Origin of the sequence: Halomonas sp. B23F22_3 (assembly GCF_043496965.1) — a bacterium.
In the GTDB taxonomy this organism is placed as follows: domain Bacteria; phylum Pseudomonadota; class Gammaproteobacteria; order Pseudomonadales; family Halomonadaceae; genus Halomonas.
Window position 1 is genome coordinate 73,085 of the sequence record NZ_JBIEKG010000006.1, and the last position, 22,287, is coordinate 95,371.

Here is a 22,287-nt window from a genome sequence, read left to right on the forward strand (position 1 = left end):
CCAGCCAAAAAATCTGCCGACGGACCTTGCTAAAGCTGACCGACTGGTCAAGAATTGAAGTATTCCCTGCTTCGGCCACTACAACCACAAACGGAGCCGACCATGATCGACTTCTATCTCAACGGAAAGCGGCAGCGCTGCAGCGACGTGACCGCCGACACCAGCATCCTCGAGCTGTTGCGCACCCACCTCGGCCAGACCGGCACCAAGGAAGGCTGCGCCTCCGGTGACTGCGGCGCCTGCACCGTGGCGATCGGCGAGCCCGATGCCGGCGGCGGCGAGCTGCTCTACCACAGCGCCAACGCCTGCATCACGCCCGCCCACCAGCTCGACGGCTGCCACCTGGTCACCGTGGAGGGGCTGGCCTCGGGCGAGCGCCTCCACCCGGCCCAGGCCGCGATGGTCGACTGCCACGGCAGCCAGTGCGGCTTCTGCACCCCGGGCATCGTGATGTCGCTGTTCACCCTCTACGAGGAGCAGCGCCGCACCCCCGCCCCGCTGACCCAGGAACGCCTGGAGGCGGCGCTCGGCGGCAACCTCTGCCGCTGCACCGGCTACCGGCCGATCCGCGATGCCGCCCTCTGCATGAACGACTACCCGGCGGCGGACCCGGCCTGGGCCGAGGACCCCGGACTGGCCGGCAGCGTCGCCTGGCTGCGCCGTCCGCGCAGCGGCGAGCCCGCCGCCCAGGGCCACTACGTGGCGCCCCAGGACCTCGCTGCCCTGCGCGCCCTCAAGGCCAAGCGCCCCGCCGCGCGACTGGTGGCCGGAGGCACCGACCTGTGGCTGGAGACCACCCAGCAGCTCAAGTCGCTGGACGATCTCATCGATGTGCGCCAGGTCGCCGAGCTGAACGCCATCGAGGAGGTGGAGGCGGGCTGGTGGATCGGCGCCGCCGTGACCCTGGCCCGGCTGATGCCGCTGCTCGCCGAGCCCTATCCGGCCTTCGAGCACCTGATGCACCGCTTCGCCTCGTCGCAGATTCGCCACCGGGCGACCCTGGGCGGCAACGTCGCCAACGCCTCGCCGATCGGCGACACCCCGCCGGTGCTGCTGGCCATCGACGCCCGGGTACGCCTGGATGGCCCGCGGGGAGAGCGCGAGCTGCCCCTGGGAGACTTCTTCCTCGACTACAAGCGCACGGCGCTGGCCGAGGACGAGTTCATCGCCGCGATCTTCCTGCCACGCCCGGACAGCGCCGCTCATCTCAAGGTATGGAAGCTCTCCAAGCGCCGTGAGGACGACATCTCCGCGGTGCTCGGCGCCTTCGCCTGGCGCCTGGAGGACGGCGTGATGCGCGACGTCCACCTGGCCTTCGGCGGCATGGCGGCGATTCCCCGTCGCGCCCCGGCGGCCGAGGCCGCCCTGGAGGGCCGCGCCCCGGATGCCGAGGCCTTCGCCGCCGCCCGCAAGGCGCTCGCCGAGGAGCTCACGCCGATGACGGACGTACGCGGCAGTGGGGATTACCGCCGCGTCGCCGCCGGCAACCTGCTCGAACGCCTGCGCCTGATGATCGCCGCCGATGGCGACCCGGCCGACAACAACAGCGACAAAAGCGACTCCGCGACCAAGGTGACTCTCGATGCGTACGCTCACTGACACAGCCCACGACACCTCCCGGCGCAACCAGGGCGATGCGCCGCTGGCCCGCGAGACCGTCGCCCCCCAGGGAGGCGCCGGCCACTCCCGCGCCCACGAGAGCGCGGTCAAGCACGTCACCGGGCGTGCCGCCTATATCGACGACCTGCCGGTCCCGCGAGACTGCCTTCACGTGGCGCTGGGCCTGTCGCCGGTGGCCCATGGCTGGCTGAACCGACTCGATCTGGAGAAGGTCAAGGCCGCCCCCGGCGTGGTGGACGTCATCACCCTGGCCGACGTGCCCGGCCATACCGACATCGGCCCGGTATTCCCCGGCGACCCGCTGTTCGCCAGCGACGAGATCAGCTACGTCGGCCAGTGCCTGTTCGCCGTGGCCGCCGAGAGCCATCATGCCGCGCGGTTGGCGGTGAAAGAGGCGGTGATCGAGATCGACGAGCGCCCGGCCAGCCTGGACCCGGTGGCGGCCGCGGAGCGCGGCGAGTTCGTGCGCCCCACTCACCATCATGAACGCGGCGACTGGCAACGGGCCCTTAACGAGGCCTCCCATGTGCTGGAGGGCGAGCAATTCGTCGGCGGCCAGGAGCACTTCTACCTGGAGGGCCAGGCGTGCCTCGCCCAGCCCACCGAGGACGAGGGGGTGATGGTCTACACCTCCAACCAGCACCCCAGCGAGACCCAGAAGCTGGTCGCCGAGGTGCTCGACATCCCTTTCCACGCGGTGACCATGGAGATGCGCCGCATGGGCGGCGGCTTCGGCGGCAAGGAGACCCAGGCCTCGCCCTGGGCCTGCATCGCCGCCCTCATCGCCCGGCGCACCGGCCGGGCCACCAAGCTGCGCCTGCCCCGGGCCGAGGACACCCGCGCCACCGGCAAGCGCCACCCCTTCCACAACCGCTACCGGCTCGGCGTCGACGACCAGGGCGTGCTCACCGGCGGCGAGATCACGGTGATCGGCGACTGCGGCTACTCGCCGGATCTCTCCGACGCCATCGTCGATCGCGCCATGTTCCACGCCGACAACGCCTACTCCCTGGGCGCGGCGCGGGTCACCGGCCACCGGGCCCGCACCAACACCGCCTCGAACACCGCCTTCCGCGGCTTCGGCGGCCCCCAGGGCATGATGATCATCGAGAAGGCCATGGACGACATCGCCCGTCACCTGGGCGAAGACCCGCTGACCATCCGCAAGCGCAACCTCTATCGCGCCACCGACCCGGATGGCACGCCCCGCGACGTCACCCACTACGGCCAGCGGGTCGAACAGCTCGGCCTGCTGCGTGACATCGTGTCCCAGCTCGAGACGAGCAGCGACTACTGGGCGCGCCGGTGCGAGATCACGGCGTTCAATGCCAAAAGCCCGATCGTCAAGAAGGGCCTGGCGCTGACGCCGGTGAAGTTCGGCATCTCCTTCACCGTGCAACACTTGAACCAGGCCGGCGCCCTGCTGCTCGTCTACACCGACGGCAGCGTGATGATCAACCACGGCGGCACCGAGATGGGACAGGGCCTGCACACCAAGGTCTGCCAGGTGGTGGCCCGGGAACTTGGACTCGATCTCGAACGGGTGCGCATCAGCGCGACCCGCACAGACAAGGTGCCCAACACATCGCCCACGGCCGCCTCCAGCGGCGCCGACCTCAACGGCCAGGCCGCCCGGGATGCCGCCAGCAAGCTGCGCGAGCGGCTCTTCGACTTCGCCGCCGCGCACTTCGACCGCGAGGCCGGCGGGCTCGACCGCGAGGCCATGCGCCTGGAGGATGGCCATCTGGTGGCCGGCATCGGCGAGGCCGAGCAGCGCATCCCCTGGGGCGAGCTCATCCAGGCGGCCTACCTGGGCCGGGTCTCGCTCTCCGAGAAGGGCTTCTACGCCACCCCGCTGATCCACTATGACCGTGCCACCGGTCGCGGGCGGCCCTTCTACTACTACGCCTATGGGGCCGCAGTGGCCGAGGTGGAGGTGGACACCCTCTCCGGCGAGTACCGGCTGAGCCGAGCCGATATCCTCCATGACGTCGGCGACTCCCTGAACCCGGCCATCGACATCGGCCAGATCGAGGGCGCCTTCATCCAGGGCATGGGCTGGCTGACCAGCGAGGAGCTCAAGTGGAACGATGATGGCCGGCTGGTCTCCGACGGCCCGGCCACCTACAAGATCCCGGCCTTCGGCGACCTGCCGCCAACCTTAAACGTCGACCTGCTGCAGGGCCACCCCAACTCCCAGGCCAGCATCTATCGCTCCAAGGCCGTGGGCGAGCCGCCCTTCATGCTCGGCATCTCGGTATGGTCGGCACTGCGCGATGCCCTGGCGAGCCTGGTCGACTACCGCGAGTGTCCGGCGCTGGACACTCCGGCCACCCCGGAGCGGGTGCTGATGGCTGCCGAGGCGCTGCGCGCCCGCCACGAAGCGCGGCCGGTGGACCAGGAGGAGCCCGCATGAGCGCCGCGGACACGCGCCCGGAGAGCTGGCACGCCGCCCTGCACCGCCTGCAGCGCGAGGGGCTGCCCCACGTGCTGGCGACCCAGGTCACCAGCGCCGGCTCCACCCCCCGAGAACCCGGAGCGCGCATGGTGATCACCGCCGAGGCGGTGTATGACACCCTGGGCGGCGGCACCTTCGAGTGGCAGACCATCGAGGCCGCCCGAGCCCGCCTGGCGGGCGTCGATGGCAGAGCCGAGGGCCGGGGCGAAGGCAGAGCCGAGGCCGGCATGAGCCTGGAGGCGTTCTCCCTGGGCGGGCGCAGCGGCCAGTGCTGCGGCGGTTTCGTCAACGTGCTGCTCGAGGTCTTCCCCGGCAGCGCCGCGACGCTGGCGATCTTCGGTGCCGGCCATGTGGGCCAGGCGCTGGTGCGCCTGGCCGCCCCGCTGCCCTGGCGGCTGCTGTGGCACGACAGCCGCGAGGGCGTCTTCCCCGAGTGGGCCGCCGACACGCCGCGGCTCGAATGTCGCCAGGCGCCCGATCCGGCCGCGGCCGTGGCCGCCCTGCCGGCCGGCGCCCACGCCCTGGTGCTGACCCACGATCACGCCGAGGACCGCGCCCTGGTGGATGCCCTGCTCGCCCGCGGCGACACGGGCTCGCTGGGGCTGATCGGCTCGCGCAGCAAGTGGACGAGCTTTCGCCGCCGGCTGGGCGAGGCCGGCCACGACGAGGCGGCGCTGGCCACGGTCCGCTGCCCCATCGGCACGGCGGCCGGCGGCACGGGCGGTGACAAGACCCCCTACGCCATCGCCCTGGCCGCCATCGCCGAGCTGCTGCCCTTGATGTCCGGCGAGGAGCGCCCCGAGCGGCGCGGCCTCGACCCGGCCGAGCTGCGCAACGTACTGACAATGATTCCCCAGCAGTAGATACACACCTAGGGGCGGCGGGGGCAGGCTGAAGAGGAGGTCCTACGCCAAGGAAGGCGTCGGTAGCGTACATGGAAGTATTCACAGCGCCTCCTCGCCGGCCTGCCCCAGATCGGCCCCGACAACCCCGGCACAGAAGAGCCTGACGAGATGACCCACAATGACTCGCGCGTGCTGCGCGCCGACCTGCTGAGCTTCGATGCCGACCCCGGCGAGGGCGACAACCCCGTTCCGGGGAGCGTGCGCCATCTCGAGGATGGTGCCCTGTGGATCGAGAACGGCCGCATCCGCGCCATGGAGCCCTGGGCGCGACTGGCCCCCGAGCTGCCCGAGGGCATCGAAGTGGTCGACCATCGCGGCAAGCTGATCGTGCCCGGCTTCATCGACAGCCACGTGCACTACGTGCAGCTGGAGATCATGGCCTCCTGGGGCCGCCAGCTGCTCGACTGGCTCAACGACTACACCTTCCCCGAGGAGTGCCGCTTCGCCGCCCACGAGCACGCCCGGGTCCAGTCGGCGGCCTTCCTCGACGAGATGCTGCGGGTCGGCACCACCACCGCCCAGGTGTTCTGCTCGAGCCACCCGGTCTCGGTGGACGCCTTCTTCACCGCCTGCCGCGAGCGCGGCCTGCGCATGCTCGCCGGCAAGGTGCTGATGGATCGCCATGCCCCCGAGGCGCTCTGCGACGACACCCGGGGCGGCATCCGCGACACCGAGCGGCTGATCGCCGACTGGCACGGCCGGGACCGGCTCGGCTACAGCCTGACGCCGCGCTTCGCGCCCACCTCCACCCGGGCGCAGCTCGATGCCACTGGCGGGCTCCTGCGCAACGATCCGAGCCTGTGGCTGCAGACGCACCTCGCCGAGAACACCGGCGAGCTCGACTGGGTGGCCGAGCTCTTCCCCGAGAGTCGCGACTACCTCGAGGTCTACGAGCAGTCGGGGCTGGTGGGCCCCCGCAGCACCTTCGCCCACGGCATCCACCTCGACCAGGAGATGCGCGGGCGACTGGCGGCGCGGGGCGCCAACCTGGCCTTCTGCCCGAGCTCGAACATGTTCCTGGGCAGCGGTTTGTTCGATCGCCTCGCCGCCCGGGAGGCCGGTCTCGCCATCAGCTACGCCAGCGACGTGGGCGGCGGCACCGACCTCTCGGGCCTGGCCACCCTCAAGGCCGCCTATCAGGTCGGCCAGCTGCGCGGCCAGCCACTCACCGCCTGGCAGGGCTTCTACGGGCTGACCCTGGGCAATGCCCGGGCGCTCTCCCTGGACGACCGCATCGGGCGATTTGCTCCGGGCATGGAGGCGGACCTCGTGGTGCTCGACCCCGCCGCCACCCCGCTGATGGCCCGGCGCACGGCCCGCAGCAAGAGCCTCGCCGAAACGCTCTTCGCGCTGATGATGCTCGGCGACGATCGCACGGTGGCCGAGACCTGGAGCGGCGGGCGCCGCCAGCATCGGCGCGACGCCCCGGCGCCCAGCTGATCGCCGAGCAGGCTTCCCCGAAGCCGACGACAGCCACGATGCAAAGAACCCCGGCCAGGCCGGGGTTCTTTGCATGGGCGTGAGATCAGGGGCCGGGCCGCCAGCAGAGGTGCCGGCGATTCCTCAGCGCATCTCGGCAAGCTGGCGCAGCAGCTCCTGGCGGCGCTCGTCGCTCATGAAGGCGGCCTCGAGGGCGTTCTTGGCCAGTGCCGTGAAGGTCTCCCGCGACCAGCCGAAGGCGTCATGGCAGGCCGTGAAGTTGGCCAGCATGCCGCCGCCGAAGTAGGCGGGATCGTCGGAGTTCAGCGTCAGCTTCAGGCCGGCCTCGAGCAGCTGCGGCAGGGGATGGTCGGTCATCTTGTCGACCACGCGCAGGCGCACGTTGGAGAGCGGGCAGACGGTGAGCACGACCTGGTCGTCGCGCAGCCGCGCCACCAGCGTCGGGTCCTCCAGGCAGCGCACGCCGTGATCGATGCGACAGACGTCCAGCAGATCCAGTGCCTGACGGATGTACTCCGGAGGGCCCTCTTCCCCGGCATGGGCCACCCGGGGAATCCCCAGCTCGCGGGCGAAGCGGAAGACCGCGACGAACTTCTCGGGCGGGTTCCCCTGCTCGGCACTGTCCAGGCCCACGCCATCGAGCATCTCCCAGTAGGGAGCGGCGCTCTCCAGCGTCTCCATCGCCTCCTCGGCCGGACGGTCGCGCAGGAAGGCCAGGATCAGCGCGGAGGAGAGGCCGAACTCCCGCCAGGCCCGGCGCCGCGCCAGGGAGAGTCCCTCCATCACCACCGGCAGCTCGACGCCGCGCGCCAGGTGCGCCTGGGGATCGACGTGCATCTCCACGTGCACCACCCCCTCGGCGCTGGCGCGGCGGAAGTAGTCCATGGCGAGGTCATGGAAGTCCTCGGCGGTGCGCAGCACGCTCATGCCCTGGTAGTAGAGATCGAGGAAGGACTGCAGATCGGTGAAGTCGTAGGCCTGCCGGACCTCCTCTACCGAGTCATAGGGCAGGCGGATCCCGTTGCGCTCGGCCAGGGAGAACATCAGCTCGGGCTCCAGCGAGCCCTCGATGTGCAGGTGGAGTTCGGCCTTGGGCAGGCGCCTGAGGAAGTCATGCATGGCACACCTCATGAAGAATCTTCGGTCCTATCCTGAAACATCCTGACCATCCGTGCAAAGCGTGCCTTCGCAGAGGGTCAGGGCGTGATCGATGGCCGGCGGATCGACCGCCTGGCCGAGCTGGTGCACCAGGTAGACGACGCTGCGCCCGGCAAGCCAGGCATCGAGGCGCTCAGCCAGCCGCGCCGCGGTGGCGGCATCGAGCCCGGCGAAAGGCTCGTCGAGGATCACCAGGTCCGGCTCGCGCAGCAGCAGCCGGGCGAGGCCGAGCCGGCGGGCCTGACCGCCGGAGAGCCGGCGACCGCCCTCGCCCACCCGGGTCTCGAGGCCCTCGGGCAGCGCGGCGGCCCAGTCGGCGAGCTCGACCATCGCCAGCACCCGCCACAGCCGCGCCGCGTCCGCCTCGGGATCGCCCAGGCGCAGGTTGGCCGCCAGGCTGTCGTCGAAGAGCTCGACCCGCTGGGTGAGGCAGGCCACCCGCTCGCGCAGCGTCGCCTCGTCGATCGCCTCCAGCGGCACCCCACCCAGGCTGATTCGCCCGGCGCTCGGCGCGAGCTGGCGCGTCACCAGTTGGGCCACGCTCGACTTGCCGGCGCCCGAGGCGCCGCACAGCGCCAGTCGCCGGCCCGCCGGCAGCGTCAGGTCCAGCGCCGAGAGGGCCGGCTGCAGGGCGCCGGGATAGTGCAGATCGATAGCATCCAGAGTCACATCGAGAGGCCCCGGGGACGGCGCCTGGCCCGCGGTGCTCGTCTCGCTCGAGACGGCGTCGCTCGGGCGACGGGCGGCCTCCAGGGCGTTGAGGCGCTCGGCGGCGGCTCGCGTCGCGCCGAGCCGCGTGAAGGCCATGGGCAGCGCCGCCAGTGCTTCGTTCAGCGCCATCACCGCCAGCGGCATCAGCACCATCACCGGGCCGGACAGCGCCCCGGCCTGCCAGGCCAGCGCCGCCAGCACCAACACCGCGAGCCAGGTGGCGCCCACGGCGAGCCCGGCCAGGGCCGAGCCCAACCCCGCGACGCGTGCCAGGCGCCATTGATCATCCTGCAGCCGGCGTTCGATGGCGTCGAGCCGCGCGCGATGGGCGGCCAGGCTGCCATAGGCCTCGAGCTCGGCGAGCCCGCGCAGGTGCTCGAGCAGCCGGCCGCGCAGCGCCTCCAGCGCCTCGACCTGGCCGCGGCTCGCGGCCATGCCGCGCCGCGCCTGGCCCACCGTCAGCCACAGCCAGGCCGACAGCAGAAGCGCCAGCGCCGCGAGGCCGGCGCGGGGCAACCACAGGGCGAGCAGGCCCGACAGCGCCAGGATCGCCAGCAGCGCCACGCCGGCCGGGGCGACGAGGCGCAGGTAGAGGCCGTCGAGGGTGTCGATATCGGCGGTGAGGCGATCGAGCCAGTCGCTGGCGCGGCGCCGCGACAGGGTGTGCCCCTCGAGCCCGGCCATCACGCCGAACAGCCGGCCGCGCAGGTCGGCCAGCAGGCGCAGCACGGTATCGTGGTTGTAGAGCCGCTCGACGTAGCGCGCCACGGTGCGCGTGACCGCGAAGAAGCGGATCCCGCCGCCGGGCACGTAGACATCCAGGCCCACCGAGAGCCCGGCGGCGAGCGCCAGGCCGGTCAGCGCCGTGGCGGTGATGAACCAGCCCGAGAGCGCCAGCAGGCCGATCCCCGCGGCCACCGTGAGCAGCAGCAGGCCCGCCCCGGCGAGCAGCCGACCGCGACGTCGATCGAGCAGCCGCCACCAGGGGCGCAGGGTGGCGATCAGCGAGGCGTCTCGCGCATCAGGCATCGACGCTCTCCCGAACGGGGGCCGCCTCGAGGACCAGCCGACGATCGGCCAGCGCCAGGAGCGCCGGATGGTGGGTGGCGATGACCAGGGAGCGTCCCTCGGCGGAAAGCTGCCCCAGGGCCTCGATCACCCGCGCCTCGGTCCGGGCGTCCAGGCTCGCGGTCGGCTCGTCGAGCAGCACCAGCGGCGCCGAAGAGAGGAACACCCGGGCGAGTGCCAGGCGCTGCACCTGGCCCCCGGAGAGCCCTTCGCCCCGCTCGCCGAGCGCCGTCTCGAGCCCGTCGGGCAGGCGCTTGAGCAGCGCGGCGAACCCGGCACGAGCGAGCGCCTCGCGCATCCGGCCGTCGCTGGCCTCCGGCGCGGCCAGGCGCAGGTTGTCGGCGAGGCTGCCCTGGATCAGCAGCGGGCGCTGGTCGAGCCAGGCGAAGGAGGCATCTGCGGCCAGGCGCCGCTCGCCCTGGGTCGGAGCGAGAAAGCCCGCCATCAGCTGCAGCAGGCTCGACTTGCCGGCGCCCGACGGCCCCGTCACCACCAGCGTCTCGCCGCGCGCGAGACGCAGATCCAGCGGCCCCAGTACCCGGCCGCGCCCGGCGTGGGAGAGCGTGACGCCGTCCAGCTCGAGCAGGCTCTCGGGCGCCACCGGTCGCGCCGGCTCTGCGTTCGTGACGGGCTTGGTGACGGCGGTAGTGAAGGGATTGGCACCGCGCCCTTCGTCGGGCGCTTCCTGAAGCAGCGTCACCAGGCCCGCGGCGGCACCCAGGGCCGCGGCCCGGTCGTGATAGTGCTGGGCGAGGCTGCGCAGCGGCTGGAAGAACTCCGGCGCCAGCAGCAGCACCAGCAGGCCGGTGAAGAGCGTCAGCTCATCGGCCGGCCCGTAGTCGATATAACCCAGCAGCCCGAACCCCACGTAGATCGCCACCACCGCGATGGCCACCGAGGAGAAGAACTCCAGCACCGCCGAGGAGAGAAAGGCCAGGCGTAGGGTGCGCATGCTGCGTCGCCGGTAGTCGTCGGCCACCTCCTCCACCTCCCGGGTGGCCCGGGCGGTGCGCCCGAAGAGCTGCAGCGTGGTGATGCCGCGGACCCGGTCGATGAAGTGCCCGGACAGGCGCGCCACCGCCACGAACTGCTCCTGGTTCAGCCGCTCGGCGCCCATGCCCACCAGGGCCATGAACAATGGAATCAGCGGTGCGGCGACCAGCAGGAAGAGCGCGGCCAGCCAGTCGAGCCAGGCCACCACCGCGAGGATCATCAGCGGGATCGCCACCGCCAGCACCTGCTGGGGCAGATAGCGCGAGAAGTAGCCGTCCAGCGCCTCGACCTGGTCGACCAGGCGCTGGGCGAGTCCCGCGCCGTGGTGACCGGTGAGGCGCACCGGCCCCAGGCGCTCCAGGTGATCGAGCAGCTCGGCGCGGGCCCGCCGGCGGATACGCAGGCTCGCCGCCTGGCCGGCCACCTCCTGCCCCCACTGGGCCAGCGCCCGCAGGAACAGCGTGGCCGCGAGACTCAGCAGCCAGGGGGTGAGCTCATGGAGCGATCGCTCGTCGACCAGCAGGGCGCTGATCAGCGCGGCGAGCAGCGCCATCTGGACGATGGTCGCGGCCCCCACCGCCCCGCCGGCCAGCAGGGCGAGTCGCTGGTAGCGGCGCTCCCCGGCGGCGAGCCGCGACAGCCATGCCCGGGCCGTGGGCCCGGGCGCCTCGCTATCGGTATCGGCCCTCACCTCAGTGATAGCCCTCGCCGGGGCGGACCTTGCCGCGGAACACCCAGTAGGACCAGGCGGTATAGGTCAGCACGATGGGGATCACGAAGAGCACCCCGATCAGCAGGAAGAGCTGGGAGCCGGGATCGGAGGCGGCGTCCCAGATGGTGTAGTCCGGCGGCACGATGACCGGCCACTTGCTGACCACCAGCCCCAGGTAGGTGAAGAGAAAGAGGCCCAGGGTGGCGATGAAGGGTTGGCCCTCGCGCCGCTGGCGGACGGCGCGCCACAGGAGGCCCGCGCAGGCGAGCGCCAGGGCCGGGAAGATCCAGATCAGCTGCAGATGGCCGAACCAGCGATCGCGCACGCCGGTGTCCACGAAGGGCGTCCAGAGGCTGATGATCGCGAACACGCCGAGCACCGCCAGCAGCAGGCGCGGCGCGAGTCGATAGGCCCACGCCTGGAGCGAGCCCTCGGTCTTGAGGATCAGCCAGGTGGCGCCGAGCAGCGCATAGCCGGCCATCAAGCCCAGGCCCGTGAGCACGCTGAACGGCGTCAGCCAGTCGAACGGGCCGCCGACGTAGACGAAGTCCTCGACGGGGAAGCCCTGGATATAGGCCCCCACGACCACGCCCTGGGCGAAGGACGCCACGGCGGAGCCCCAGCAGAAGGCGCGGTTCCACCAGTGACGATTGCGATGGGACTTGAAGCGGAACTCGAAGGCGATGCCGCGAAAGATCAGCCCGGCAAGCATCAGGAAGACGCCGAGGTAGAGCGCCGGCAGGAAAACCGAGTAGACCAGTGGGAAGGCCCCCAGCAGCCCCGCCCCGCCGAGCACCAGCCAGGTCTCGTTGCCGTCCCATACCGGCGCCACCGTGTTCATCATCACGTCCCGGGCCTCCTCATCCGGGGCGAAGGGGAAGAGGATCCCCACCCCCAGGTCGAAGCCGTCCATCAGCACGTACATGATCACGCCGAACCCGATGATCACGGCCCAGATGAGACTCAGATCGAACATGCCCATGGTTCAGCTCCTTCCCGGTTGACTGGAGGCGTCCTCGAAGGGCACGTCGGCGGCCGACAGCGGTCGCTTGGGTCGATGCACCTCGTCGTCGTGGGCGGTCTCGGGCAGCATGCCCTGGCGGACCACCCGGGTCAGGTAGTAGACCCCACACAGGAACACCACCGCGTAGACGGCCATGTAGCCGAGCAGCGTGAACAGGGCCATGCCGCCGGTCAGCGAAGGCGTCAGCGCCTCGGCGTGGCTCATCAGGCCGTAGACCACCCAGGGCGCGCGGCCGGTCTCGGTGACGACCCAGCCGGCCAGCACCGCCATGAAGGGGGTGATGGTCATCACGCGCATCAGCTGCAGGAAGCCGCGGTGTTCATAGACCCGGCCGCCGCGACGCAGCCAGAGACCGGTCAGGGCCACGGCGATCATCGCCAGGCCCAGGGCGACCATGATCCGGAACGACCAGAAGACGATCCACACCGGTGGCTGCTCCTCGGGCGGCACCTCGCTGATGCCCGGCACCTCGCCCTCGGCGTGGTGGGTCAGGATCAGGCTGGCGAGGCTCGGAATGCCCACCTCGAAGCGATTCTCCTGGGCCTGCTGATCGGGCCAGGCGAACAGCAGCAGCGGCACGTGCGAGCCGCGCTCCCAGTTGCCCTCCATGGCGGCGACCTTGGTCGGCTGGTGCTCCAGGGTATTGAGGCCGTGGAAGTCCCCCACCACCGCCTGGGTCGGCGCCAGCACCAGCAGCAGCCACAGGCACATCGAGAGCGCCTTGCGGTTGGCCTCGCGGTCGCGGCCGATCAGCAGGTACCAGGCGCTGACCCCGGCCACCACGAAGCCGCCGGTGAGAAACGACGCCAGCACCATGTGCGCGAAGCGATACGGGAAGGAGGGGTTGAAGATCGCCTCGCTCCAGTCGGTGACGTGGAAGCGCCCCTCGATCAGCTCGATGCCGGCGGGGGTCTGCATCCAGCTGTTGGCCGAGAGGATCCAGAACGAGGAGATGAAGGTGCCGATGGCGACCATGATGGCGGCGAAGAGGTGAACGCCCTGGGGCACCTTGCCGCGACCGAACAGCAGCACCCCGAGGAAGGCCGCCTCGAGGAAGAAGGCCGTGACCACCTCGTAGCTCAACACCGGGCCGAGGAAGTTCGACGCCGCCAGGGAGAAGTTGCTCCAGTTGGTGCCGAACTGGAAGGACATGACGATGCCCGAGACCACACCCATGCCGAAGACCACGGCGAAGACCTTGGTCCAGAACAGCGCCAGGCGATCCCAGGCGGGGTTGTCGGTCTTGAAGAAGAGCCCGTTGAGCAGGGCGATGTAGGACGCCAGGCCGATGGTGAACACCGGAAAGATGGCGTGAAAGGCTACCACGAAGGCGAATTGCAGCCTCGATAGCAGCAGGGGATCCAGTTCCATGAGGCACTCCTCGTTCCTGCGGGTCGGGGGGTACGAGATGCGTCGGGCACTGGACGTGCTCTTGTGCGTGGGGGCGCTGGCACCCTGCCGCATTCTTGTCGATCGGGGAACGGTCATGCAACGTCGCTGTGCGGCCCCCCAGGGGGGCCGGCGATATCGACAGCGGATGACCGCACTCCTCAGATCATGAAAGCATCATACTCCTCGGACTCAGCTCGAGGGAGACCGTTCGGGTCGCCGCGCCGTGTCGCGTTGTCGCAGCCAGGCGTCAGGCCGAACCGCCGCCAATCACCAGGTTCACCATGTAGGCGGTGTAGCCGAGGAACATCGCCAGCAGCACGGCGCCCTCGACGCGGTTGATGCGCCCCGCCCGGCCGCGCCAGCCCATGGCGAAGACCGCCAGTATCACGGTCATGACCATCATCAGGCTCCAGTCACGCAGCAGCACCTCGGGGCCGGCCTCGATGGGCATGATCACCGCGGCCAGGCCCACGACCCCGAGGGTGTTGAAGAGGTTCGAGCCCACCACGTTGCCGAGCACCAGGTCGTGCTCGCCCCGGCGCAGCGCGCTGATCGAGGAGGCGAGCTCCGGCAGCGAGGTGCCCACGGCCACCACCGTCAGGCCGATCACCAGGTCGCTGACGCCGAAGCCCTGGGCGATGGCCACCGCGCCCCATACCAGCACCCGCGAACTGATGACCAGCAGCACGAGGCCCACGCCGGTCCAGACCAGCCCGGCCTTGAGCGACATGGGGTGCGTCTCCAGACTCTCCTCGGTCTCGCTCCCCAGCACATCGCCACCCTGGCGCAGGCCCAGGTAGATGCTGTAGCCGATGAAGGCCGCCAGCAGCCCCAGCAGCAGCGCGCCCTCGAGCCGGTCGATCATGCCGCCCCACAGCAGCGCGGCGGTGCCCAGGGTGACGGCCCCCAGGACCGGCAGCTCACGGCGCACCACCCCGGAGTGCACCGCCAGCGGAGAGATCAGCGCCACCAGGCCGAGAATCAGGCCGATATTGGCGATGTTGGAGCCGAAGGCGTTGCCCAGCGCCAGGCCAGGATTGCCCTGGCTCGCCGCCAGGGCGGAGACCACGAGCTCCGGGGCGGAGGTGCCGAAGCCGATCACCAGCATGCCGATCAGCAGCGGCGACAGCCCCAGCCGGGCCGAGGTCGCCGCGGCCCCGTCGACGAAGCGCTCGGCGCTCCACACCAGCAGGACCAGGCCTGCCACCACCGCCATCGCGGGCACAATCATGTCGTCTCCTCGGGTACATTCAGGCGTGCATGTTTGACTATGGTGCCCCCCGCGTCAACGTGACACACTTTCCCAGTGACGACTTCATCGCCAGGAGACCCTACATCGTCGTGCCCAGGCCTGCCCTACGTGCCCCGACCCTGCCCCGGGGGACCCCGCTGGTGGATCGCTCGCCGCCGGAGACGCGCACCTCACGGCGTCGACTGCGCGCCTGCCATGAATGCGACTGGCTGACGGCGCTGCCCCCGCTGCACGGCGGCGAGAAGGCCGAGTGCCCCCGCTGCGGGTACGTGCTGGCCAGCCGCCACCACCGCCCGGCCCAGCGCAGCATGGCGCTGGCACTCGCCTCGCTGGTCGCGCTGGCGCTGGCCGTCTCCTTCCCCTTCATCAGCTTCACCGTCAGCGGCATCGGCAACCGCATCGAGCTGACCCAGACCGCCACCACCCTGATCGGCTTTCACCAGCCGCTGGTGGCGATCGCGGTGGTGCTGACCATCGGCGTGCTGCCCGCCGTCTACCTGCTGGGCGTGGTGTGGCTGCAGGCCGGGCTGCTGCGCGGCTCCCCGCTGCCGGCCAGCCGCAGCATCGCCCGCTCGCTCTCGCACCTGCATCCCTGGATGATGGCCGACGTGTTCATCGTCGGGGCCCTGGTGAGCCTCATCAAGATCGCCGGCATGGCGGAAGTGGGGCTCGGCATCTCCTTCTGGGCCTTCTGTGCCTTCGCCCTGCTGCTGCTGTTCACCACGCAGTCGCTGGACGCCGACTGGATGTGGTTCTCGCTGGCCGGCGAGCCCCTGGCGCCGGAGGGCGCACGCACCGGCGAGACCGCCGCGCCCCAGGGACTGGCCGGCTGCGCCACCTGCGGCCTGGTCAACCGCCTGGACGACGCGGGCCACGGCCGCTGCCGTCGCTGCAGCGAGCGCCTGCATGCCCGCAAGCCCGACAGCCTGCAGCGCACCTGGGCGCTGCTGGCGGCCGCCACCCTGATGTACCTGCCGGCCAACCTCTACCCGATCATGACCACCACCAGCCTCGGCCACGACACCCCCTCCACCATCATCGGCGGCGTGGTGCAGCTGCTGCAGATGGGCTCCTGGCCGGTGGCGGTGGTGATCTTCGTCGCCAGCGTGATCGTGCCGGTGGGCAAGCTGGTGGCCCTGGCCTGGCTCTGCCTGGTGGTCAAGCGCAGCGACGAGCTCAACGCGGCGACGCGCACGCGGCTCTACCGCCTCACCGAGTTCATCGGCCGCTGGTCGATGGTCGATGTCTTCGTGGTGGCGATCCTGGTGGCGCTGATCCGCGCCGGCGCGCTGCTGTCGATCACCCCCGGGCCCGCGTCCCTGGCCTTCGGCGCCGTGGTGGTGATCACCATGCTCGCCGCCATGACCTTCGACCCCCGACTGCTCTGGGACGCGCCGTTGCCGCGTGATGCCCGACCCGCCCAAGGACACTCGACATGACCGACACCCCCGCCCCGCCCGAGCGAGACAGGTACCGCGCCCGCGCCACGCCCCAGGCGCGGCTGTCGCCGATCTGGATCGTGCCCATCGTGGCGATCCTGATCGGCGCCTGGCTGGTGTTCGACAACTACCGCAGCCGCGGGCCCGAGATCACCCTGGTCACCGACAGCGCCGAGGGGATCGAGGCGGGCAACACCCTGATCAAGACTCGCAACGTCGAGGTCGGGCGGGTCGAGCGGGTGCACCTCTCGGACGACCTGACCCGGGCGGTGATCACCGCCCGCATGAGCCCGGATACCGACGACATGCTGGTCGAGGACAGCCGCTTCTGGGTGGTCAAGCCACGCATCGGCCGCGAGGGGATCAGCGGCCTGGGCACGGTGCTCTCCGGCGCCTACATCCAGCTCGAGCCCGGGCAGAGCGAGATCGATGCCCGGGAGTTCGAGGTCAGCGACCAGCCGCCGGTCGCTCCGGCCGGCGCCGAGGGGCTGCGGGTCAACCTGATCAGCCAGCTCGGTAACGCGCCGAGCGTCGGCGACCCGGTCACCTTCCAGGGGCTCACCGTGGGCCGCGTCGAGGAGGCCACCTTCGATGGCACCACCCGGCGCATGCACCATCGCCTCTTCATCGAGAGTCCCTATCACGACCTGGTCACCGACGGCACCCGATTCTGGGCCGCCAGCGGCGTCGACCTGCGCCTCGACTCCGAGGGTTTCCGGGTCAAGGTCGACTCCATGGAGACGCTGCTCGGTGGCGGCGTCACCTTCGGCGTGCCCGAGGACCTCCCCCAGGGACAGCCCGTGGACGAGGACACCACCTTCACCCTCTACGCCGACGAGGAGAGCGCCCGCCAGGGCACCTTCAGCCGCTACCTGGAGTACGTGCTGCTGATCGAGGACACCGTGCGCGGCCTCTCCGGGGGGGCGCCGGTGGAGTTTCGCGGGGTGCGGATCGGCACCGTGGCCCGGGTGCCCTGGCAGTTCACCGCGCCCCAGCCCGATTCCCGCGACAATTTCGCCATCCCGGTGCTGATTCGCATCGAACCCCAGCGCCTGGGCATCGACGCCGAGTCGCTCGACCTCGAGCAGTGGCGGGAGCGCTTCGAACGGCTCTTCGGGCTGGGCCTCACGGCGTCGCTGAAGAGCGGCAGCCTGCTGACCGGGGCGCTGTTCGTCGACCTCAACTTCCAGCGCGACGAGGACGGTGACGCCGAGGTCGACTACGTCGCCGAGACCTTCGCCGAGCGCACCGTCTTCCCCACCACCTCCAGCGGCCTCGCCCAGATCCAGGCCCAGGTGACGGCCCTGCTCGACAAGCTCAATGGCCTGGAGATCGAGCCGCTGCTGGCCGGGCTCGACCGCAACCTCGACGCCTCCCAGGCCACCCTCGAGGAGGTCAATGCCCTCACCGCCAGCGTGCGCGGCCTGGTCGAGGAGCCCGGCATGCGGGAACTGCCCGGCAACCTCAATGCCACCCTCGAGGCGCTGCGCACCACCCTCGAGGGCGTGTCGCCGGAGTCCCGCGCCTACCGCGACGTCAGCGCGACCCTCGAGCAGCTGGAGCGCCTGCTGCGCGACCTGCAGCCCACCGCACGCACCCTGCGCGAGAACCCCAGCGCCCTGCTCTTCGACCGCCTGGACACCGAGGACCCGATCCCCCGGGCGCCGACCTCCACCCCGCAAGGAAGCTCGCCATGACCGTCATCAAGGGCCTGGCCGCCGCCCTGGCCACGCTGTGGCTGGCCGGCTGTGCCACCGATGCCCCGCCCTCCAACCGCTACACCCTCCCGGATGACGCCATGGCGGCCCCCGCTCGCGTCGCCGGGGCGGAGGCCGCCCACCAACTGGTCGTCGCCCGGCCGACGCTCGCCCGGTTCCTGTCGGTCGACGGCCTGGTCCTGCAGCTCGACGACATCACCCTCAACGAGGCGAGCCAGCACCTGTGGGCCGAGCCCCTCGGGCTGCAGCTCGAACGCCGCCTGAAGGAGCGCCTGGCCGCCCGCCTGCCGGACACCCGGATCCTGGGGGAGGCCGCCGGCGAGTCCCGGGAGCCCGCCGCCACCCTGCGACTGACGGTGGACCGCTTCCACGGTCGCTTTGATGGCCAGGCGGTGGTGGCGGGCCAGTGGCAGCTGCGCGACGGAGAGGGCTCGCTCGAGGCGCTGGCGCCTTTCGCCGTGGAGGTGCCCCTGGCGCGGGACGGCTATCCCGCCCTGGTGCGCGCCCTGGGCCGCGGCTGGGACGGCGTGGTCGACGAGATCGCCGAAGAAATCAAACGGCTGCGCTAGCCCAGGCGCTATGGCATAATACGCACCACGCGGCGATCGATGGTCCCTCCTGCCGCGATTCCTTTTTCACGCCTTGGCCAGGGACTGACCACGTCGGATCGACGTGGCGCGACCAAGGCGTCTCTGCGGAGACCGCATGACCTTTTCCGACCTCGGCCTGCGTGCCGAACTGCTCCGTGCCGTCGAGGCACAGGGCTATACCACCCCGACCCCGATCCAGCATCAGGCGATTCCCGCCGTCCTCAAGGGCGGCGACCTGCTGGCCAGCGCCCAGACCGGCACCGGCAAGACCGCCGGCTTCACCCTGCCGATGCTGCAGCGCCTCGCCGAGGGCCCGCGTCCGGCCCCGCGCCAGATCCGCGCCCTGGTGCTGACCCCGACCCGCGAGCTCGCCGCCCAGGTGGGCGAGAGCGTGGCCGACTACGGCCGTCACCTGACGCTCTCGTCTCACGTCATCTTCGGCGGGGTCGGCCAGCAGCCCCAGGTCGACGCCATTCGCAAGGGCCTCGACGTGCTGGTGGCCACCCCCGGCCGCCTGCTCGACCTGCAGCAGCAGAAGCACGTCGACCTCTCCAAGGTCGAGATCCTGGTGCTCGACGAAGCCGACCGCATGCTCGACATGGGCTTCATCCACGACATCAAGAAGATCCTGCGCGTGCTGCCCCAGAAGCGCCAGAACCTGCTGTTCTCGGCCACCTTCTCCAACGAGATCCAGGCGCTCGCCAACAAGCTGCTCGACGACCCGGCGATGATCGAGGTGGCGCGTCGCAACACCACCGCCGAGCTCGTCGACCAGGCGATCTACCGCGTCGATCGCGAGAAGAAGCGCGACCTGCTGGCGCACCTGATCACCCGCCACGACTGGCAGCAGGTGCTGGTGTTCACCCGCACCAAGCACGGCGCCAACCGCCTGGCCGAACAGCTGTCCAAGCAGGACATCCCGGCCATGGCGATCCACGGCAACAAGAGCCAGTCGGCGCGCACCAAGGCGCTGGCCGCCTTCAAGACCGGCGACCTGCAGGTGCTGGTGGCCACCGACATCGCCGCCCGCGGCCTGGACATCGAGGAGCTGCCCCACGTGGTCAACTTCGAGCTGCCCAACGTTGCCGAGGACTACGTGCACCGCATCGGCCGCACCGGCCGGGCCGGCAGCGAAGGCAAGGCCGTATCGCTGGTCTGCGTCGACGAACACGGCCTGCTCAAGGGCATCGAGCGGCTGATCAAGCGCGACCTCGAGAAGCACATCGAGCCGGGCTTCGAGCCCGACCCCAACGCCAAGCCCGAGCCGATCGAGAACGGCCGCGGCAAGCGCGGCGGTGGTGGCGGCCGCGGCGGCCAGGGACAGCGTCGTCAGGGCCAGGCTGCCGGCCAGCGCAACGGCGGCGACGAAGCCCGTGCCCCGCGCCGTCGGCGCGGCGGTCGCGGCGGCTCGCGCCAGGCCTGACGGCCTGCCTGGCGGATTGCATCATGATATGCGAATGTAGTCCGCCGGGCGCCGTCCCCCGGCGCGTCTCCCATCCACCCTCCACGCCTGGATGCCTCCATGGATGACACGACCCTGATCAGCGACTACCGGCGCTGGCTGAGCTTTCAGCATCAGGCCCGGCTCGACCGCGAACACCAGGCGGCGAGCCAGCGCCTCGAGACGTCGAAGGTCTCCGCCACGCGCATGACCGAGGCCTATCGCAGCATGGCCGAGAAGGGCGCCAGCGAGGGCGCCAGCTATCGCACCCTCTTCCTGCGTGATCACGGCGACACGGCACTGGCCTGCGAGGGCTGGCTGTTCGTTCGTCGCGTGCTGGCCGAAGGCGGATCCACCCGGGTGCGCGCCACCCTGCTGACCACCTTCACCCTCCCCTCGGGGCGCATCGAGCCCGGGAGCCAGCCGGCCGAGAAGCTCACCCTGGAGATCTTCGACCAGCTGAACATCGATCGCGGCATGAGCAGCGTGGTACGCGTCGACCGCACCGATGGCGGCCGCGACACGCGCTTCATCACCCTGCTCGACACCGTGCGAGGCGACCTGCGCCGCCATATGGTGTAGTGCCGGCATGTTCAAGAAGCTGCTCGGCAAGACGCCCGTCAAGGTCTGGGTGATCAAGCAGATCGATCGGGACGTGCTGCACCTCTGCGGCCAGGCCGAACTGGATCACGATGCCAAGCGCAAGCAGGTGCTCGCCGAGCTGGCGCGCGGCGAGTACCGAGGCCCGGTGCGCATGGCGGGTGGCGGCCTGGTCTTCAACGCGCGGCTGTTCGCGGCCCTGATCCCCCTGGATGAACTCACCCTCACCGACGACGGCCAGGCCCACTGGCAGGATCGCCGGTGGCGCGTCAGCCAGGTGCCCCAGCGCTGCTGGAGCTTTGATGGGCCGCTGATCGTGGAGGCGGCGAGCCACGCCGGCGGCTCGGGCCTGGTGAGCAGTGAGGATGTCTCGGGCATCCGCTCGCGCATCGATCCCGATACGCCGACGCCGCCCGGCACGGTCACCTTCCGGGCCGACAACGAGCTCGAGACGCCCGATCCTTTCGATAAGCGCCGCGCCTCCCGATCGCCGGTGCGACCCAGGGGGCATCATTAAGACGCTACGCAGCGAGGCCTCGCGGCCCGTTTCCCAGCAGCCCGATGCCCGCCGGCTGGCGCTGTTCATCGGCCTGATGGTGCTGGTCGGGCTCAACCTGCGCCCGGCCCTCTCCACGCTGGCCCCGGTGCTCACCCGCATCCAGCAGGACACCGGGCTCTCGGCGCTGGCCATCGGGGCCCTGACCACCCTGCCGGTACTCTGCCTGGGGATCTTCGCCCCGCTGGCTCCCTGGCTCGCCAAGCGCCTCGGCCCGGAGAACACCCTGGCCGCCGCCCTGCTGCTGCTGGCCGGCGGCCTCGCGCTTCGCGGCGTGCCGGCCGTGGTCGCGCTTTACGGCGGCACCCTGATGGTCGGCGCCGCCATCGGCGTGGCCGGCACCCTGCTGCCGGCACTGGTCAAGCGCGAGCTGCCGGCCGGTGCCGACCTGATGACCGGCGTCTATACCATGGCGCTGTGCCTGGGCGGCGCCCTGGGGGCGGGGCTCAGCGTGCCCCTGGCCGACTGGCTGGGGAGCTGGTCGATGGGGCTCGCCAGCTGGGCCCTGCTGGCGGTGGCCGCCCTGGTGGCCTGGCGGCTGTTGATGCCGCGCCATGACGCCACCACGGCCACGCCCGAGACCGGTGGCTCCGTGAGGGAGCTGCTCGGCCAGCCGCTGGCCTGGCAGGTGATGCTCTTCATGGGCAGCCAGTCGTCGCTCGCCTATATCGTCTTCGGCTGGCTGCCGACCCTGCTGATGGCCCGCGGCTACAGCGAGGCCGAGGCCGGCTGGATGATGGGCGCCTCGGTGATGGTGCAGCTGGTCTCGGCCCTGTCGGCCCCCTGGCTGGCGCGCCTGGGACGCGACCAGCGCCCTGCCCTGCTGATCGTGCTGGCCATGGTCGCCGGCGGCTTCTGGCTGCTGCTCCAGGCGCCCGCCGTGTGGCGCTGGCCCGGCGCCGTGCTGCTGGGCCTCGGTCAGGGCGGCGGCTTCAGCCTCGCGCTGACGCTGATCGTGCTGCGCACCGCCACCTCGCGCCTGGCCGGCAAGCTCTCGGGGCTGGTGCAGGGGGGTGGCTACACCCTGGCCGCCCTGGGCCCGCTGGCGATCGGGGTGATGCTGCAGTTCGACGTGGGGCTGACCGCTCTGACCCGCGTGCTGCTGGGCATCGTCACCGTCAGCATGGGCTTCGCGCTGTTCGCCGGACGCAATCGCCGCCTGGAGGTCGACGACGCGGGACGGCTGCGCACCCGCTAGACTCCAGTCGAG

General features: G+C 70.9%; 17 protein-coding genes. 11 read left to right on the forward strand and 6 right to left on the reverse strand.

The genetic code is table 11. The features are described 5' to 3' along the window. Positions 1-102: 102 nt before the first annotated feature. From xdhA to guaD, 4 genes are all read left to right on the forward strand, one after another. Entirely contained in the window at positions 103-1,599 is a 1,497-nt protein-coding gene (xdhA, locus tag ACGTNG_RS14720) for a xanthine dehydrogenase small subunit (protein ID WP_394797278.1), read from the forward strand. Continuing rightward, positions 1,583-4,036, forward strand: a complete 2,454-nt coding sequence (xdhB, locus tag ACGTNG_RS14725; RefSeq protein WP_394797279.1) for a xanthine dehydrogenase molybdopterin binding subunit — start codon at positions 1,583-1,585, stop codon at positions 4,034-4,036. Before xdhA ends, xdhB begins: the two co-directional genes overlap by 17 nt. After that, the gene (gene xdhC / locus ACGTNG_RS14730; RefSeq protein WP_394797280.1) at positions 4,033-4,941 is read left to right on the forward strand and encodes a xanthine dehydrogenase accessory protein XdhC; all 909 of its coding nucleotides are present in this window, start codon (positions 4,033-4,035) and stop codon (positions 4,939-4,941) included. Before xdhB ends, xdhC begins: the two co-directional genes overlap by 4 nt. 150 nt (positions 4,942-5,091) lie before the next feature. After that, a complete protein-coding gene (guaD, locus tag ACGTNG_RS14735; RefSeq protein ID WP_394797281.1) occupies positions 5,092-6,423 on the forward strand; it encodes a guanine deaminase in 1,332 nt (443 codons plus the stop codon). Between the two features lie 123 nt (positions 6,424-6,546). Here guaD and ACGTNG_RS14740 read toward each other — a convergent pair whose 3' ends face one another. From ACGTNG_RS14740 to ACGTNG_RS14765, 6 genes are all read right to left on the reverse strand, one after another. After that, on the reverse strand, positions 6,547-7,542 hold the full coding sequence (locus ACGTNG_RS14740; protein WP_394797282.1) for an adenosine deaminase: 996 nt from the start codon (positions 7,540-7,542) through the stop codon (positions 6,547-6,549). Positions 7,543-7,569: 27 nt separating this feature from the next. Continuing rightward, on the reverse strand, positions 7,570-9,321 hold the full coding sequence (gene cydC / locus ACGTNG_RS14745) for a thiol reductant ABC exporter subunit CydC (RefSeq protein WP_394797283.1): 1,752 nt from the start codon (positions 9,319-9,321) through the stop codon (positions 7,570-7,572). After that, complete coding sequence (gene cydD / locus ACGTNG_RS14750) at positions 9,314-11,044, reverse strand: thiol reductant ABC exporter subunit CydD (protein ID WP_394797284.1); 1,731 nt, start codon at positions 11,042-11,044, stop codon at positions 9,314-9,316. Before cydD ends, cydC begins: the two co-directional genes overlap by 8 nt. Before the next feature lies 1 nt (position 11,045). After that, on the reverse strand, positions 11,046-12,047 hold the full coding sequence (gene cydB / locus ACGTNG_RS14755) for a cytochrome d ubiquinol oxidase subunit II (protein WP_394797285.1): 1,002 nt from the start codon (positions 12,045-12,047) through the stop codon (positions 11,046-11,048). Positions 12,048-12,050: 3 nt separating this feature from the next. Continuing rightward, on the reverse strand, positions 12,051-13,460 hold the full coding sequence (locus ACGTNG_RS14760; protein WP_394797286.1) for a cytochrome ubiquinol oxidase subunit I: 1,410 nt from the start codon (positions 13,458-13,460) through the stop codon (positions 12,051-12,053). A gap of 268 nt (positions 13,461-13,728) precedes the next feature. Next, the gene (locus ACGTNG_RS14765; RefSeq protein WP_394797287.1) at positions 13,729-14,712 is read right to left on the reverse strand and encodes a calcium/sodium antiporter; all 984 of its coding nucleotides are present in this window, start codon (positions 14,710-14,712) and stop codon (positions 13,729-13,731) included. 140 nt (positions 14,713-14,852) lie between these two features. Between ACGTNG_RS14765 and ACGTNG_RS14770 the strand changes: the two genes are divergently transcribed. From ACGTNG_RS14770 to ACGTNG_RS14800, 7 genes are all read left to right on the forward strand, one after another. After that, the gene (locus ACGTNG_RS14770; protein ID WP_394797526.1) at positions 14,853-16,172 is read left to right on the forward strand and encodes a PqiA/YebS family transporter subunit; all 1,320 of its coding nucleotides are present in this window, start codon (positions 14,853-14,855) and stop codon (positions 16,170-16,172) included. Next, positions 16,169-17,869, forward strand: coding sequence for an intermembrane transport protein PqiB (gene pqiB / locus ACGTNG_RS14775; RefSeq protein WP_394797288.1), 1,701 nt, complete (start codon positions 16,169-16,171; stop codon positions 17,867-17,869). The genes ACGTNG_RS14770 and pqiB overlap by 4 nt, the downstream gene beginning before the upstream one ends. Then, complete coding sequence (locus ACGTNG_RS14780; protein WP_394797289.1) at positions 17,866-18,459, forward strand: PqiC family protein; 594 nt, start codon at positions 17,866-17,868, stop codon at positions 18,457-18,459. Before pqiB ends, ACGTNG_RS14780 begins: the two co-directional genes overlap by 4 nt. 136 nt (positions 18,460-18,595) lie before the next feature. Further along, positions 18,596-19,903 (forward strand): DEAD/DEAH box helicase, encoded by a 1,308-nt coding sequence (locus ACGTNG_RS14785; RefSeq protein ID WP_394797290.1) that lies wholly within the window; start codon positions 18,596-18,598, stop codon positions 19,901-19,903. Positions 19,904-20,002: 99 nt separating this feature from the next. Continuing rightward, positions 20,003-20,503: a hypothetical protein gene (locus ACGTNG_RS14790; protein ID WP_394797291.1), complete on the forward strand. Its 501-nt coding sequence runs from the start codon at positions 20,003-20,005 to the stop codon at positions 20,501-20,503. Between the two features lie 7 nt (positions 20,504-20,510). Continuing rightward, entirely contained in the window at positions 20,511-21,038 is a 528-nt protein-coding gene (locus ACGTNG_RS14795) for a hypothetical protein (protein WP_394797292.1), read from the forward strand. 76 nt (positions 21,039-21,114) lie between these two features. Beyond that, positions 21,115-22,275 carry an MFS transporter gene (locus ACGTNG_RS14800; protein ID WP_394797293.1) on the forward strand — a complete coding sequence of 387 codons (1,161 nt, stop codon included), beginning with the start codon at positions 21,115-21,117 and terminating at the stop codon, positions 22,273-22,275. The last annotated feature ends 12 nt before the right edge of the window (positions 22,276-22,287 follow it).